Raw genomic sequence first — 15,332 nt, 5'->3', positions numbered from 1 at the left:
GCAGGGGTCCCGCCCAGCCCCGGCCGTTTCCATGGACGGGGTCCGGCTCAGCCCCAGCCGTGCACGATCAGCGACAGCCCCGCCGCGAACCCGCCGCCCAGCAGCACCAGGTACCGGCCGTACTGGCGGCGGTGGCGGCGCAGCAGGAGGCCGAAAGCGGCGAAGGCGAGGCCCACCGTCAGGGTGCGTGACCCGCGGGCCGCCGCCGACGCGGCGAGCCAGTCGGACGCGGGGACACCGGCGCGGCCCGCCCCGGCGCCGTACACCTTGAACGGGATGCCGTTCCACGGCTGATGGCGCACCGCGGACGCGCTCTCCAGGGCCAGTTCGTGCCGGACCTCCGCGCGCATCCGGTCCGTGGTCAGCGGCGCGGGCGGGTGGACGCCCGCCGAGGCCAGCTGGAGTGCCAGCAGACCGCCCGCCAGGCTCCCCGCGAGTGCGCCCAGCGACATCCTCAGGGCCGCGCGCGGAACCGCCACGCACACCACGCCCAGCAGCAGCTCCGGCATCAGCGGCCAGCTCAGCGCCTCCGCGAACGCCCAGCAGAACGCCAGCGGCACACCCCAGCGCGAGGTGGCGACCGCCGCCACCCGGCGCCGCGTCGCGGAGTCCTTCAGCGGCTCGGCGACCGTACGCGTGTGCAGGGCCACCACCGCGTCCCGGGCCTCGTCGGGGGTGACGGCCGACGGCAGCGGCTCACCGATCGTCACCCGGACCAGCGAGGAACGCAGCCGCCCGTGCTTCGGCAGCAGCCGGTCCGTGCCCGCGATCCCCACCGGCACCACAGGAACCCCCGCCTCCTCGGCCAGGACCAGCGCGCCCCGGTGGAAGGAGCCCAGCGTGCCGTCCTTCGCCCTGGTGCCCTCGGGGAACAGCACGACCGCCCGGCCGGCCCGCAGCTCGCCGGTCATCGTGAGCAGGTCCTCCATCCCGCCACCGCCTCTGCGCACCGGGAAGCCGGCTGCCAGCCTGCGGCAGATCCGCCGCCGCCACGGAGAGGCGAACCAGTAGTCGGCCGCCGCGCCGATCGCCGGGCTGTGCCGGGCGTCGAGCGCCGCGAGGAGCGCCGCGGTGTCCGCGTGCGAGGTGTGGTTGGCGACGACCACACAGCCGCCGCGCGGCAGCCGGCCGCGCCGTTCGACCCCGCCGGTGAGGCTGAGCACGCTCCACCACAGTCCGCGCCGGAGGGCGACCGCGACACGGGAGCGGCGGGGGAGGACGGCTCGGACAGGGGTGCTCAGGAACGTACTCATCAGGTCATCACCATCGCCAGGAGAAGGGCCACCAGCAGGGAGTCGATCCGGTCGAGCAGGCCGCCGAAGCCGGGCAGCCAGCTGCCCGCGTCCTTCACCCCCGACTCGCGCTTGACCATGGACTCGATCAGGTCACCGAGCACACAGCCGCCGGTCACCGCCGCCCACAGGGGAAGACTGAACTCACCGAGTACCAGCAGGAGTACGGCCGTGGCGACGGCCGCGCCGAGCACACCCGCCCAGGTCTTGTCGGGGGAGAGCGGCGACAGCGGCCGGGCGAGCGGACCGCTCCGGCCCAGCGCCGTACCGCCGCACCAGGCGCCCACATCGCCGAGCGCCACCGCGAGGCCCACCGCGACACCCGTTCCGCCGAGCGTCATCAGGCCCGTCAGCGCGACGGGGATCCACAGCAGACCGAAGGCGGTGCGGGCGGTCCGGGTGAAGCCCGTCCGGTCGTCCCCGCCCAGCACGGACGGCAGGGCCGCCGCGACCAGCAGCAGCGCCGCGGCCCGCACGTCCAGGAGATGCGGCGCCTGCCAGGCCAGCGCGGGAAGGAGCACCGAGGCCGCCCCCAGCACCAGATGGTCACCGCGCCGCAGCCCCGCCATCCGGACGAACTCGCCGGCAGCGACCACCCCGAGCCCGGCGGCCAGGGCGTACGTACCGCCGTCGCCCAGGAAGTACGCCCCCAGGAACACCGGCGCGACCAGGGCCCAGGTCCGCCACCGCCTGCGCAGTTCGGCCCGCATCCGCACCTTCGGGGGAAGGACCGCCACCGCGACCCCGCCCGCCCCCAGCACACCCGCGACCAGCGGCACCGCCCGCGCGGCCGCCTCCTCGACGATCAGTACGGCGCTCATGCCAGCTCTTTCCACAGCCCGGCCAGCCGGAGCACCGCTGTGAGCAGCGAACCGGCGGCGATCACGATCAGTACGGGGACGGCCCAGCCGCTCGCCGCGGCGACCACGACCAGCAGGCAGCGTTCGGTCTTGCCGACCGGACCGCCGTTGCGCCGGGGCGCTCCGGCCGCCGCGCCGGCCAGCGACACCCAGGACGGCAGCGTCGCGGCGAGCGCGGCGAGCGCCACCAGCCACAGCGGGGCGAGCGCCAGGAAGCCGGCCAGCACGACGAGGTCCGCGACCCGGTCGCCGAGCTCGTTCAGTACCGCTCCGCGGCGGGTCGTGCGGCCCGTGTCGCGGGCCAGCGCACCGTCCAGGTTGGCGAAGGCGAGCCGGGCCGCGAGCAGTACGGCCACGGGCAGCGCGGCGATTCCGGTGGGCAGCCAGGCGAGCGCCGCCGCGCCGCCGGCCGCGGCGACGACGCCGGCGGCGGTGAGGGTGTCGGGCGACACCTCACGGCGGACCAGCGAGGCGCGGACACCGGAGAGCCGGTTCGCGTACCAGGGCTTGAGAGCGTAGAGGCCGTTCATGGGCGCAACTCTTCTGCGTCGCACGTTTCTTCGGCACGGGTCAGCTACTCACCTGGCGGCTGAGTAGCCGGGAGTACGGCACGCGGAGGCCGAGGGGGTGGAGGCCGAGGGTGATGGAGGGCGGGGGCGATGGAGGGCGGGGCTGCGGAGCGGTGCTCTCGGTGTTGTCCCCCGGTCTCGGTGGTGTCCCCTGGTCTCGGCGGGACGGGCGTGTCGGAATTGTCCCGTGATGGAGCAGTGGACATGGTCGCGATCACCGCTCTCGGGCCGGAGCGGCCGGCCTGGTCCGTGAGCCGTGTCACCGCGTCTGAGCTGGCATGATCGTCTGCCGTCCGGGCGCTCGGCAGGGAACCGAGAGTGAGTGGGGGGTGAGCGCGCGTAAACCTCCGTCTCAGATAGTAGGAAGTCCGAGTAATTGTGGAGACAGACCGGCCCAGCTGCCTTAGCTTTGTAGAAGCCGAACGTCTCGCTAGATCAAGCGACTGGCGGTTGTGAGCGCGCGCCCCGAAGCAGGCAACCCCTGCGGCGTCCGCTTCCCGCCCCTTCCGGCACCTCGAAATCCCTGATCTCGACATCACGTTCACGATTTTTCGATCTCGAAATCCTCGCGATCTCAAGGAGTCGATCCACCATGGCCGAGACCACTGTCCGCCGCCGCGTCCGCCACACCCACCGCCCGACCGATTCGGAGCGGCAGAATGCCGCCGCCGCCCTGCAGCGTGCCCTCGACCGCAGGGACAACGGCGGCTCCACCGGCCACTGAACCGGGCCGCCGCGCATGTCCGGTGCCGCTCAGCCCCGGCTGATCTCGAAGTGGTCGATGCGCTCGCCGGACTCGGCGAGCGCGGTGACCTTCATGCGCGCGTGCCGTCCGGGCTCGACCTCCACCGCGAGGAACGAGAAACCGGTGTAGCGCACCCGCGACCACTCCACGCTCTCGACGGCTTTGCCGCCGCCCTTGACTACGTGGTACGTGTCCACGCTCTCCCGGTCCGCGACATGCCCCTCGAAGCTGTCCGGCACCGGGAAGTCGTACAGCGCCTTGCCCGCGCCGCCCGCCGTGACGTACACGATGCCGTCACGCGTCGGGTCGGTCCGCTCGCCGATCGGCACCTTGCGCCGCACCGCGTTCTTCAGGATCGCGTCGGTGCGCTCGTAGACGTGGTTGTGGCCGTTGATGACCAGGTCCACCTGGTGCTTCTCGAAGAGCGGCACCCAGGCGTCGCGCACCCCGCCGTCCGAGGCGTGCGCGTTGGTCGTGGAGAAGGCGCAGTGGTGGAAGAAGACCACCACGAAATCGATGTCGTGGCGCGCCCGCAGCTCGCCCAGGCGCCGGTCCAGCCAGCGGGTCTGCCTGCCACCGCTGATGCCGAAGTTGGCGGGGATCTCGTACGACACGTCATTGGCGTCGAGCGCGATCACGCCGACGTTGCCGTGCGTGAAGGAGTACGCCCCGGGCTGGTTCACCGGGTCCGGGCCGTTGTCCGGCAGGGTCCAGCGGGCGTTCTGGCCGCCGTAGCCGTCGGGCGAGTACCAGGCCTCCATGTCGTGGTTGCCGGTCGTCACCATCCAGGGCACGGTCTTGGACACCGTCTCGGTCTGCGCCAGGAACTGGTCCCAGGTGCGCGCGTCGTAGGTGTCGCCGGTGCGCCCGGAGCCCGACGGATCGGCGTAGCAGATGTCGCCCGCGTGCAGGTGGAAGGCCGGGTTCTGGCCCAGGATCAGCTGGTCGTTGCCGAGTGCGTGGTAGCTCACGCCCTGGTCGCCGAAGGCGGTGAAGGTGAAGTTCGCGGCCCGCGAGGGTGCGGTGGTGAAGGTGCCGAGCGTGCCCAGGTTGCGGGTGTCGGCCGGGTCGAAGCCGTCGTGGCCGACGCCGTAGTAGTACGTGGTGCCGGGCTTGAGGCGCTCCAGGGCCGCGTGCACGTAGTACTGCTCGGCCGCCGCGATCCTGCCGTCGTTCAGCGACGGTGTGGTCAGATGACGCACTTCGGCGTCGATCCTCCGGCTCAGCGCCCACGGCTGGAGGCCGATCCGGATGTACGGGCGGCGCACGGCGAAGGGGACCTGCCAGGAGACCGCCATCTGCGTCTTCGGGTCGGCGCCGTACGCCAGGTGCCGGCCGAACGGCGCGACCAGTGAGCCGTCGACCCGGGTGGTGCTGTGCGAGGTGGGGACCGAGGGCGCGGCGTACGCGGGCGAGGCGGTGAGCGAGGTGCCGAGCCCGGCACCGGCGACGGCGGCGGTCGCCACGCTCGTACGCAGCACACCGCGCCGGGTCAGCCGGGTCCGCAGGTAGTCGTGCTGCTCGGCCATGCTCATGCGGTCGGCGAGCTTCTCGGGGATGCCGAAACGTGGGATGTCCATGGCGACAACCTGCACGCGTTGCCTGACGCCGCCCCGTCGGATAGGTGAACGGTACACGTACAGCTCACCATGTGTCCGTATGGTGGACGCGACGTGTCATGGGGTGGGACGCGCAGTATCGTGCCGGACATGGCTTCCAGCATCAATCTCGCAGTGATCCCCGGTGACGGTATCGGCCAGGAGGTCGTGGCCCAGGGCCTCAAGGTCCTCAACGCTGTTCTCCCGCAGGACGTGAAGCTGGAGACCAAGGAGTACGACCTTGGTGCCCAGCGCTGGCACCGCACCGGTGAGACCCTCCCGGACGCGGAGCTGGAGGCCCTCAAGGGCCACGACGCCATTCTGCTCGGCGCGATCGGTGACCCGTCCGTGCCCTCCGGTGTGCTGGAGCGCGGTCTGCTGCTGAAGCTGCGGTTCGCCTTCGACCACTTCATCAACCTGCGGCCGTCGAAGCTCTTCCCGAACACGGAGACCCCGCTGGCCGGCCGTCCGGAGATCGACTTCGTCGTCGTCCGCGAGGGCACCGAGGGTCCGTACACCGGTAACGGCGGCTCGCTGCGCACCGGCACGGAGCACGAGGTCGCCACCGAGGTCAGCCTCAACACCGCCTTCGGTGTCGAGCGCGTGGTCCGGGACGCCTTCGAGCGTGCCGCCGCCCGCCCGCGCAAGAAGCTGACGCTGGTCCACAAGAACAACGTCCTCGTCTACGCCGGCCACCTGTGGAAGAACACCTTCGACAAGGTCGCGGCCGAGTACCCCCAGGTCACCACCGACTACCTGCACGTCGACGCCGCGACGATCTTCTTCGTCACCCAGCCGGAGCGCTTCGACGTCATCGTCACCGACAACCTCTTCGGCGACATCCTCACCGACCTCGCCGCCGCCGTCTCCGGCGGCATCGGCCTGGCCGCCTCCGGCAACATCAACCCGACGGGTGCCTTCCCGTCGATGTTCGAGCCGGTCCACGGCTCCGCCCCCGACATCGCGGGGCAGGGCAAGGCCGACCCGACCGCCACGATCCTCTCCGTCGCCCTCCTGCTGCGCCACCTCGGCTACGAGGCCCAGGCCGTGCGCATCGAGGACGCCGTCTCCGCCGACCTCGCGGAGCGCGACGGCAGCGCCCGTACCACCGACGAGATCGGCGACGCGCTCGCGGTACGCGTAGCGGGCTGATCCGACGACTCCACCACGAAGCCGCCGGGTCGCACACGCACCCGGCGGCTTCTCCTGTGCGGCCCCGGGTGCCACCATCGAACCCTGGACCGCACTCACGTCATTTCGTGCACGGCCACCCGCGAGAGATAATCGAACGGGACCGTGGTCCGCCACGAAGCTCGGACGTCCTAGCACCTGTCCGGCAGGAGCTGGCGTGGACGTGGTCCTACACACACAAAACGGTGAAGGACAAGCACTCATGACGACGCCCACGATCGAGCTCAAGCCCTCCTCGACCCCGCTGTCCGACGCGGAGCGCGACGCGATTCTGGTCAAGCCCGGATTCGGCCGCTACTTCACCGACCACATGGTGACGATCAAGTGGACCGAGGGCCGCGGCTGGCACGACGCCCAGCTCGCACCGTACGCGCCGCTGTCGATGGACCCCGCCAACATGACGCTCCACTACGGCCAGGAGATCTTCGAGGGTCTCAAGGCCTACCGGCAGCCCGACGGCACCGTCGCCACCTTCCGCCCCGAGGCCAACGCCGAGCGCTTCCAGGCGTCCGCCCGCCGGCTCGCGATGCCGGAACTGCCCGTCGAGACGTTCGTCGCGGCCTGTGACGCGCTCGTCCGGCAGGACGCCGCCTGGGTGCCGGCCCACGGCGGCGAGGAGTCGCTCTACCTGCGCCCGTTCATGATCGCGACCGAGGTCGGTCTCGGGGTGCGGCCGTCCAACGAGTACCTCTTCCTCGTGATCGCCTCGCCGGCCGGCGCCTACTTCCCGGGCGGCGTGAAGCCCGTCTCCATCTGGCTCTCCGAGGACCGCGTCCGCGCCGTCCCCGGCGGCATGGGCGACGCCAAGACCGGCGGCAACTACGCCGCGTCCCTCCTCGCCCAGGCCGAGGCCGCGGCCAAGGGCTGCGACCAGGTCGCCTACCTCGACGCCGTCGAGCACAAGTGGGTCGAGGAGCTCGGCGGAATGAACCTGTACTTCGTGTACGGGAACAAGATCGTCACCCCGGCCCTGACCGGCTCGCTCCTCGCGGGCATCACCCGCGACTCGCTGCTCAAGCTGGCCGGCGACCTCGGCTACGAGCCCGAGGAGAGCCGTGTCTCCATCGACCAGTGGCGCGACGACACCGCGAACGGCACCCTCACCGAGGTCTTCGCCTGCGGCACCGCCGCCGTCATCACCCCGGTCGGCATCGTGAAGAGCGCGAGCGGCGAGTGGACCCAGGGCGACGGCACGCCCGGCCCGGTCACCCTCAAGCTGCGCGAGCGTCTGCTGGACATCCAGCGTGGCACCGCCGAGGACACCCACGGCTGGATGCACCCGCTCGGCTAGGCAGTGCCCCGTGGAAGGGCGCGCCCCCCCCGGGGGGGGCCGGCCCCCCCGCGACAAGCCTCCGCCGGCCCGCGGCCGAGCGGGGGGCCGGAGACAGCTCAGCCGGCCAGCGCCTCCTCCGGTGTCTCGCTCGGGCGCGGCTCCGAGACACGCAGCCGCGGGGCTTCCCGGTGCGCCGGGTCGCGGACCTCGCCCACCAGCAGCTCCAGGACGTCCTCCAGCGCCACGAGCCCCAGGACCTTGCCGGACGCGTCGGCGACCTGAGCGAGGTGCGTGGCAGCGCGGCGCATCACCGTGAGGGCGTCGTCCAGGGGAAGTTCGGCCCGCAGGGTCGTCATCGGGCGCCACATCTGCTGCGGCACCGCCCGGTCGGATTCCTCCAGGTCGAGGACGTCCTTCACGTGCAGATAGCAGCCCATGAAGGCGCCGTTCTCGGCGACCACCGGGAAACGCGAGTACCCGGTGCGCGCGGTGAGCGCGACGACCTGGCCGGGAGTGACCGAGGGATCCACCGTGATCAGCAGATCGCGGTCCAGCAGGACGTCGGTGACCGGGCGGGAGCCCAGCTCCAGGGCGTCCTCCAGGCGCTCCTGCTCCTCGGGGTCGAGGAGACCGGCCTGGCCCGAGTCCTCGACGAGACGATTGAGCTGTTCGCTGGTGAAGACCGCCTCGACCTCGTCCTTGGGCTCGACGCGGAACAGCTTGAGGATCACCCGCGCGCAGGCTCCCAGGGCGACGGTCACCGGACGGCACAGCCGCGCGAAGGCCACCAGACCGGGGCTGAGCCACAGCGCGGTCTTCTCGGGCGCGGCCATCGCCAGGTTCTTCGGCACCATCTCGCCGATGACGAGGTGGAAGAAGACGACGAGGGCGAGCGCGATCACGTAGCCGAGCGGGTGGATCAGCCCGTCCGGCAGATGCGCCGCCTCGAAGACCGGCTCCAGCAGGTGGGCGACGGTCGGTTCGGCGACGGCGCCGAGCGTCAGCGAGCAGACGGTGATGCCGAACTGCGCGGCGGCCATCATCTGCGGGAGGCGTTCGAGGCCGTACAGGACCTGTCGGGCCCGTGCGGTCCCGAGCGGTTCGATCTGGCTGCGCCGCACGGAGACCAGGGCGAACTCGGCGCCGACGAAGAAGCCGTTGGCGAGCACCAGCAGGGCGGCGAAGAGAAGTTGGAGCACGCTCATCGGACGGCCTCCGGGACGGGCGCGGTCCGCACCAGGCGGACGCGTTCGGCGCGGTAGTGCCCGACCTGGCGTACCGACAGACGCCAGCCCGGCAGTTCGGCCCGGTCGCCGGGGGCCGGGATCCGGCCGAGCAGATCGGCGACCAGGCCGGCCACGGTCTCGTACGGTCCCTCGGGCACGTCGAGGCCTATGCGCTGGAGGACGTCGACGCGGCAGCTGCCGTCGGCGTCCCAAGCGGGCCGCCCGTCCTCGGGCGGGGCGGGGGCGAGCTCGGGGAGTTCGTTGAGGACGTCGTCGTGCTCGTCGTGGACCTCGCCGACGAGTTCCTCGACGATGTCCTCCAGGGTGACGACACCTGCCGTACCGCCGTACTCGTCGACGACGACGGCGATGGGCTGTTCGCTGCGCAGCTGTTCCAGCAGCGGCTGCACGGGCAGCGTCTCCGGGACGAGCAGCGGTGCCTGGGCGATCCGGCCCACCGGGGTGCGCAGCCGGTCGTGCGAGGGGATCGCCAGGGCGTCCTTGAGATGCACCATGCCGACGATCTCGTCGATCCGCTCCCGGTAGACGGGGAATCGGGACAGGCCGGTGGCGCGGGTGAGGTTGACGACGTCCTCGGCGGTCGCCGACGACTGGAGCGCGCTGACCTTCACGCGCGGCGTCATGACGTGCTGGGCCGTCAGGTCGGCCAGCGAGATGGTCCGCACGAACAGGTCCGCGGTGTCCTGCTCCAGGGCGCCGGCCTGTGCCGAGTGCCGGGCCAGGGAGACGAGTTCGCCGGGGGTGCGGGCGGAGGCCAGCTCCTCGGCGGGTTCGACGCCCAGTGCGCGCACCAGCCGGTTGGCGACGGTGTTGAGCGCGGCGATCACCGGCCGGAAGAGCCGGGAGAAGACGTGCTGGGGGCCCGCGACGAAGCGGGCGACCTGGAGGGGCCTGGACACCGCCCAGTTCTTGGGCACCAGCTCACCGACCACCATCTGCACGGCCGAGGCGAGCAGCATGCCGACGACCACGGCGACACCGGGTACGGCGCCTTCGGGGAGGCCGATCGCGGTGAACGGGCCGTGCAGCAGCTCGGCGAGCGCCGGTTCGGCGAGCATGCCGACCACGAGCGAGGTGATGGTGATGCCGAGCTGGGTGCCGGAGAGCTGGAAGGACAGCTCCTTGAGGGAGTCGACCACGGTACCGGCCCGTCGGTCACCTTCGGCCGCGGCCTTCTCGGCGTCGGGGCGCTCGACCGTGACGAGGCCGAACTCCGCCGCGACGAAGAAGCCGTTGGCGAGGATCAGCAGGAACGCCGCTCCCAGGAGCAGCAGGGGGATGGTCATGCCGCCGCCTCGGTATGTCGGGAGGGGGCGGCGCAGGTACTACAGGACGATCCGTCCATCGCTGGAGGGAGTCACTCCTCGGGTAGCAGGGGGCCTCGGAAACGCCGGGTGGCGGATCGAAGGCGGAGGCGCAACGAAAACGCCTCCGCCAACAGGTTAATCAAGACATGGGCCCTCGGGGCAGGGTGGAAGGGCGAGAGTCAGCCCTGATGTTCGTCACGTCGTCCGTGCGGCTCGCCGATGGCCCGGGCCTCGGCGAGGGCGCGCAGGGCGCGGGCGTCCTCGATCGCGCGCTGCTTGGCGATGCCCGGCTGGATGCCGAGCGCGGGCAGGCTGGTGCCGTCGCTCAGGTTGAGGAACACCCAGGGGTCGCCGGGGCGCAGGTTGACCTGGAGGATCTCGGCCCACTCCAGGTGCCTTCTGCTGGCGATGTTGACCACGGTGACGCCGGTCTCGTCGGCGACGACCTTGGGCCGGGCGAGCAGCAGGAGTACGCCGAAGAGCAGCGCCGCGGTGAAGACGAAGCTGGTCCGCTCCCCCGGGCTGAGCTGTTCGAGGAGCAGTGCGACCGTCGTGATGACCACGAAGATGGCGGCTCCGCCGATGAGCAGCACGGCCCGGGTGCGGGACGGCCGGAAGGTGACGGGGAGCGCGGGAGGCGCGGAGTTGTCCGACATGTTCTGCGTCCCGTCAGAGCCGGCAGGCGTGGATGGCCGTGGTCAGGATGGCCCGCGCGCCGAGGGCGTACAGGTCGTCCATGATCCGCTGGGCCTCCTTGGCGGGGACCATGGCCCGGACGGCCACCCAGCCCTCGTTGTGCAGCGGCGAGATGGTCGGCGACTCCAGCCCCGGGGTGAGCGCGACGGCCTTCTCCAGGTGCTCGGCGCGGCAGTCGTAGTCCATCATCACGTACGTCCGCGCGACCAGGACGCCCTGGAGGCGGCGCAGGAACTGCTGGACCTTGGGCTCGGCCTCCTCCGAGGTGTCGGCGCCGACGCGGCGGATGACGACGGCCTCGGACTTCATGATCGGGTCGCCGAAGACCTCCAGGCCCGCGTTGCGCAGCGAGGTGCCGGTCTCGACGACGTCCGCGATGACCTCGGCGACACCCAGCTCGATGGCCGTCTCGACGGCGCCGTCGAGGTGGACGACGGAGGCATCGATGCCGTGGTCGGCGAGGTGCTTGGCGACGATGCCCTCGTAGGAGGTGGCGACGGTCATGCCGGACAGGTCCGCTACGCCGTTCGCGGTACCGGGCTTGGTGGCGAAACGGAAGGTGGAGCGGGCGAAGCCGAGCGGGAGGATCTCCTCCGCGTTGGCGCCCGAGTCGATGAGCAGGTCCCGGCCGGTGATGCCGATGTCGAGGCGGCCGGAGGAGACGTAGATCGCGATGTCGCGGGGGCGGAGGTAGAAGAACTCGACCTCGTTCTCCGGGTCGACGATCCGCAGCTCCTTGGACTCCCGGCGCTGCTGGTAGCCGGCCTCATGCAGCATCTCCGCCGCAGGGCCTGACAGGGAACCCTTGTTGGGGACGGCGATGCGCAGCATGAGGTCGGCTTCCTTCGTTCGTGCGTTTGTGTGTGGATTGCTGGTGCGGCTCAGAGGTGGGCGTACACATCGTCGAGGGAGATCCCGCGCGCGACCATCATCACCTGGACGTGGTAGAGCAGCTGCGAGATCTCCTCGGCGGCGGCGTCCTTGCCCTCGTACTCGGCGGCCATCCAGACCTCTGCGGCCTCTTCGACGACCTTCTTGCCGATGGCGTGGACACCCTTGCCGACCAGCTCGGCGGTACGCGAAGTGGCGGGGTCGCCGTTGGCGGCCTTGTGCTGGAGCTCGGTGAAGAGCTCCTCGAACGTCTTCTTGGACATGGTGCTGCCCACCCTACGCGCTCGTGGCCGTACCTCAGCGCCAGGGTTCGGATACCGAGCGGAGTGTGGCCGCCGTCGCCACGGCGGCGGTCACCGCCTCGTGACCCTTGTCCTCGTTCGAGCCCTCGATGCCCGCGCGGTCCAGGGCCTGTTCCTCGGTGTCACAGGTCAGCACGCCGAAGCCGACGGGGACGCCGGTGTCGATGGAGACCTGGGTGAGGCCCTGGGTGACCCCCTGGCACACGTAGTCGAAGTGGGGGGTCCCGCCGCGGATGACGACTCCGAGCGCGACGATCGCGTCGTAGCCGCGTCCCGCGAGGACCTTGGCGACGACCGGGAGCTCGAAGCTGCCGGGGACCCGCAGCAGGGTCGGCTCGTCGATCCCCAGCTCGTGCAGGGCGCGCAGCGCGCCGTCGACGAGGCCGTCCATCACCTTCTCGTGCCACTGTGCCGCGATGACCGCGACGCGCAGGTCGCCGCAGTTGCGTACGGACAGTTCGGGTGCACCCTTGCCGCTCACGTCTCTCCTCAGTGCCGCTGTGCTGTGTTGCCGTTGGTGCTGCTTGTTCGGTGGTGTTGCCGTGTTACTGGTTGCTGCAGGCCGACACGGTGGTCGTGTCGAGCCAGGGCAGATCGTGTCCCATCCGGTCCCGCTTGGTGCGCAGGTAGCGGAGGTTGTGTTCGCCCGCCAGGACGGGCATCGGCTCGCGGCCGGTGACCTGGAGGCCGTGCCGGACGAGCGCGTCGGTCTTGTCGGGGTTGTTGGTCATCAGGCGCAGGCTCCGCACGCCGAGATCCTCCAGGATCTGGGCGCTCGCGCCGTAGTCCCGGGCGTCGGCGGGCAGGCCCAGCTCCAGGTTGGCGTCGAGGGTGTCCCGGCCGCGTTCCTGGAGTTCGTACGCGCGGAGTTTGGAGAGCAGCCCGATGCCGCGTCCCTCGTGACCGCGCAGGTAGACCACGATGCCGCGGCCCTCGGCCTGGATGCGCTGCATGGACGTCTGGAGCTGGGGGCCGCAGTCGCAGCGCTGCGAGTGGAAGACGTCGCCGGTGAGGCACTCGGAGTGGACGCGGACGAGGACGTCCTCGCCGTCGCCGACGGTGCCGTGGACGAGGGCGACGTGCTCGACGCCGTCGACGGTGGAGCGGTAGCCGTAGGCAGTGAACTCGCCGAAGGCGGTGGGCAGGTGCACCTCGGCCTCACGGCGCACGGTGGGCTCGGCCGACGGTCCCCCCTGCTCGGGCGGGGCCGAGAGCTTGAGGGAGCGCCGGTAGGCGATCAGGTCCTCGATGGAGACGATCGTCAGGCCGTGCTTGCGGGCGAAGGGGATCAGCTCGGGCAGCCGGAGCATCCGGCCGTCCTCGCCGGCGATCTCGACGATCGCGCCGGCGGGGCGCAGTCCGGCGAGCCGGGCCAGGTCGACGGCGGCCTCGGTGTGGCCGTTGCGGACCAGGACACCGCCGGGCCTGGCGCGCAGCGGGAAGATGTGCCCGGGGCGGACGAAGTCGTCGGCCTGGGCGGTCCCGTCGGCGAGGAGCTGGAGCGTGGTGGCCCGGTCGGACGCCGAGATGCCGGTGGTCACACCGTGGGCGGCGGAGGCGTCCACGGACACCGTGAACGCGGTCTTCATCGACTCGGTGTTGTCGTCGACCATCTGCGGGAGCCGGAGCCGGTCGAGTTCGTCGCCCTCCATGGGTGCGCAGATCAGGCCGCGGCACTCGCTCATCATGAAGGCGACGATCTCGGGGGTCGCCTTCTCGGCGGCGATGACGAGGTCGCCCTCGTTCTCCCGGTCCTCGTCGTCGACGACCACGACGGGGCGGCCGGCCGCGATGTCGGCGATGGCCTGCTCGATCGGGTCGAGAGCGAAGTCGGAGGCATCCTGGTCGTGCCCGATGCTGTACCGAACCGGCGCGGTTGTCATGCCGGGGCTCCTTCCATGACGGGCTGCCCGGCCTTTCGGGAGCGCAGCCACCAGTCGCGCATGCCCCACAGGACGAGCGCGCCGTACAGGACGTAGACGAATCCGGAGAAGGCGAAGCCGTTGGCGAAGTTCAGCGGTACGCCCACGACGTCGACGAGCAGCCAGGCGAACCAGAACTCGACCATGCCGCGCGCCTGGGCGTACATCGCCACGATCGTGCCGACGAAGATGTACGCGTCCGGCCAGGGGTCCCAGGACAGGGACGGGTAGGCGAGGAACAGGCCGGCGACGGCGACCGTGCCGACGGCGGCGGCACCGGCCATCGCCGCGCGCTCGCGCCAGGTGGCGAAGCGGACCGCGACGGAGCCGTCCTGGCCCTTGCCGCGGTTCCACTGCCACCAGCCGTACACGGCGACGACCATGACGACGACCTGCTTGCCCGCGCTGCCGGAGTAATGGGCGGTCGCGAAGGCCGCGAAGAGGATGACGCCCGAGACGAACTGGGCGGGCCAGCTCCATATGGAGCGCCGCCAGCCGAGGGCGAGGGCGATCAGACCGATCACGTTGCCCGCCATGTCCGACCACTTGATGTGCTGGTCGAACAGGACGAAGGCCTCGGAGTTGAGCCAGTTCACCGGGTGGCTCCCTCGGTGCCGGGCAGGCCGGCCGGCTGGTCGCCGCGCCCGCCGAGCAGCCGCTCGACGTACTTGGCGATCACGTCGACCTCGAGGTTGACCGGGTCGCCGGGCTGCTTGTGGCCGAGCGTGGTCAGGTCGAGGGTGGTGGGGATGAGGCTGACCGTGAAGTGGTCGGGGCCCGCGTCGACGACCGTGAGGCTGATGCCGTCCACGGTGATCGAACCCTTCTCGACCACGTAGCGGGAGAGGTCCGCGGGGAGCGAGATCTTGACGATCTCCCAGTTCTCGGACGGCTTGCGCTCGATGATCGAGCCGGTGCCGTCGACGTGCCCCTGCACGATGTGTCCGCCGAGGCGCTCGCCCACGGCCATGGGGCGTTCCAGGTTGACGCGGGATCCGACGGCCAGGGCACCGAGACTGGAGCGGGTCAGGGTCTCCGCCATGACGTCGGCGGTGAACTCGTCGCCCTCGTGCTCGACCACCGTGAGACAGACGCCGTTCACGGCGATGGAGTCGCCGTGCTGCGCGCCCTGCGTGACGACGGGGCCGCGCAGACGAAAACGGGAGGCGTCGTCGAGGATCTCGACGGCGGTGACCTCACCCAGCTCTTCGACGATTCCGGTGAACACTTCCCGGGTCCTCCTGCCTCATGGGGCACGGACTCCGGGGCCTGTCGATGACGACAGAATGAGCGGACGAGAACACCGGGAACGTCGCCGACAGGGACACGTCCGACAGGACGTGCGCAACATACGGCGGCGCGCACGAATGCCCGCCCGCCGCGCACTGCCTCCCATCCGGACTTTAACCGTCGGTCCAGGAATTTCACCTGGTCAACCG

The 15,332-nt window shown here is 71.1% G+C and carries 16 protein-coding genes; 3 read left to right on the top strand and 13 right to left on the bottom strand.

Annotated elements, in window-relative coordinates; all coding sequences use genetic code 11:
- Positions 1-47: 47 nt before the first annotated feature.
- From ACZ4LX_RS26890 to ACZ4LX_RS26880, 3 genes are read right to left on the bottom strand one after another with little or no spacing between them, the layout of a single operon-like run.
- A complete protein-coding gene (locus ACZ4LX_RS26890; protein WP_467641098.1) occupies positions 48-1,253 on the bottom strand; it encodes a lysophospholipid acyltransferase family protein in 1,206 nt (401 codons plus the stop codon).
- A complete protein-coding gene (locus ACZ4LX_RS26885; protein WP_467641096.1) occupies positions 1,253-2,113 on the bottom strand; it encodes a phosphatidate cytidylyltransferase in 861 nt (286 codons plus the stop codon). Before ACZ4LX_RS26885 ends, ACZ4LX_RS26890 begins: the two co-directional genes overlap by 1 nt.
- Positions 2,110-2,682 (bottom strand): CDP-alcohol phosphatidyltransferase family protein, encoded by a 573-nt coding sequence (locus tag ACZ4LX_RS26880; protein WP_467641093.1) that lies wholly within the window; start codon positions 2,680-2,682, stop codon positions 2,110-2,112. The genes ACZ4LX_RS26885 and ACZ4LX_RS26880 overlap by 4 nt, the downstream gene beginning before the upstream one ends.
- A gap of 631 nt (positions 2,683-3,313) precedes the next feature.
- Here ACZ4LX_RS26880 and ACZ4LX_RS26875 point away from each other — a divergent pair.
- Entirely contained in the window at positions 3,314-3,445 is a 132-nt protein-coding gene (locus ACZ4LX_RS26875) for a hypothetical protein (RefSeq protein ID WP_326738927.1), read from the top strand.
- Positions 3,446-3,474: 29 nt separating this feature from the next.
- Here the strand turns inward: ACZ4LX_RS26875 and ACZ4LX_RS26870 are convergent, their stop codons facing one another.
- Positions 3,475-5,046: a purple acid phosphatase family protein gene (locus ACZ4LX_RS26870; RefSeq protein ID WP_467641089.1), complete on the bottom strand. Its 1,572-nt coding sequence runs from the start codon at positions 5,044-5,046 to the stop codon at positions 3,475-3,477.
- Between the two features lie 129 nt (positions 5,047-5,175).
- On the opposite strand from ACZ4LX_RS26870, the gene ACZ4LX_RS26865 reads away from it, so the two are divergent.
- Positions 5,176-6,216 (top strand): 3-isopropylmalate dehydrogenase, encoded by a 1,041-nt coding sequence (locus tag ACZ4LX_RS26865; protein ID WP_467641087.1) that lies wholly within the window; start codon positions 5,176-5,178, stop codon positions 6,214-6,216.
- A gap of 241 nt (positions 6,217-6,457) precedes the next feature.
- Positions 6,458-7,546, top strand: a complete 1,089-nt coding sequence (locus tag ACZ4LX_RS26860) for a branched-chain amino acid aminotransferase (protein ID WP_467641084.1) — start codon at positions 6,458-6,460, stop codon at positions 7,544-7,546.
- Positions 7,547-7,644: 98 nt separating this feature from the next.
- Here ACZ4LX_RS26860 and ACZ4LX_RS26855 read toward each other — a convergent pair whose 3' ends face one another.
- The 9 genes from ACZ4LX_RS26855 to ACZ4LX_RS26815 all read right to left on the bottom strand — a co-directional run bounded on the left by ACZ4LX_RS26855 (position 7,645) and on the right by ACZ4LX_RS26815 (position 15,121).
- The gene (locus ACZ4LX_RS26855) at positions 7,645-8,733 is read right to left on the bottom strand and encodes a hemolysin family protein (RefSeq protein ID WP_467721291.1); all 1,089 of its coding nucleotides are present in this window, start codon (positions 8,731-8,733) and stop codon (positions 7,645-7,647) included.
- A complete protein-coding gene (locus tag ACZ4LX_RS26850) occupies positions 8,730-10,061 on the bottom strand; it encodes a hemolysin family protein (protein WP_467564416.1) in 1,332 nt (443 codons plus the stop codon). The genes ACZ4LX_RS26855 and ACZ4LX_RS26850 overlap by 4 nt, the downstream gene beginning before the upstream one ends.
- A gap of 200 nt (positions 10,062-10,261) precedes the next feature.
- Positions 10,262-10,738, bottom strand: a complete 477-nt coding sequence (locus tag ACZ4LX_RS26845) for a PH domain-containing protein (protein ID WP_345657778.1) — start codon at positions 10,736-10,738, stop codon at positions 10,262-10,264.
- A gap of 13 nt (positions 10,739-10,751) precedes the next feature.
- On the bottom strand, positions 10,752-11,609 hold the full coding sequence (gene hisG, locus ACZ4LX_RS26840; RefSeq protein WP_345657780.1) for an ATP phosphoribosyltransferase: 858 nt from the start codon (positions 11,607-11,609) through the stop codon (positions 10,752-10,754).
- Between the two features lie 50 nt (positions 11,610-11,659).
- On the bottom strand, positions 11,660-11,932 hold the full coding sequence (locus tag ACZ4LX_RS26835) for a phosphoribosyl-ATP diphosphatase (RefSeq protein WP_028803646.1): 273 nt from the start codon (positions 11,930-11,932) through the stop codon (positions 11,660-11,662).
- 34 nt (positions 11,933-11,966) lie between these two features.
- On the bottom strand, positions 11,967-12,452 hold the full coding sequence (gene ribH / locus ACZ4LX_RS26830) for a 6,7-dimethyl-8-ribityllumazine synthase (RefSeq protein ID WP_095932990.1): 486 nt from the start codon (positions 12,450-12,452) through the stop codon (positions 11,967-11,969).
- 64 nt (positions 12,453-12,516) lie between these two features.
- On the bottom strand, positions 12,517-13,854 hold the full coding sequence (locus ACZ4LX_RS26825; RefSeq protein ID WP_467721289.1) for a bifunctional 3,4-dihydroxy-2-butanone-4-phosphate synthase/GTP cyclohydrolase II: 1,338 nt from the start codon (positions 13,852-13,854) through the stop codon (positions 12,517-12,519).
- Positions 13,851-14,489 (bottom strand): nicotinamide mononucleotide transporter family protein, encoded by a 639-nt coding sequence (locus ACZ4LX_RS26820; protein ID WP_345657782.1) that lies wholly within the window; start codon positions 14,487-14,489, stop codon positions 13,851-13,853. The genes ACZ4LX_RS26825 and ACZ4LX_RS26820 overlap by 4 nt, the downstream gene beginning before the upstream one ends.
- Complete coding sequence (locus ACZ4LX_RS26815; RefSeq protein WP_467710046.1) at positions 14,486-15,121, bottom strand: riboflavin synthase; 636 nt, start codon at positions 15,119-15,121, stop codon at positions 14,486-14,488. The genes ACZ4LX_RS26820 and ACZ4LX_RS26815 overlap by 4 nt, the downstream gene beginning before the upstream one ends.
- Positions 15,122-15,332: the final 211 nt, after the last annotated feature.

Source organism: Streptomyces sp. NPDC026062 (assembly GCF_055568375.1).
Note: the sequence above shows the minus strand (reverse complement) of the source record. Positions and strands in the feature narration are given on the sequence as shown.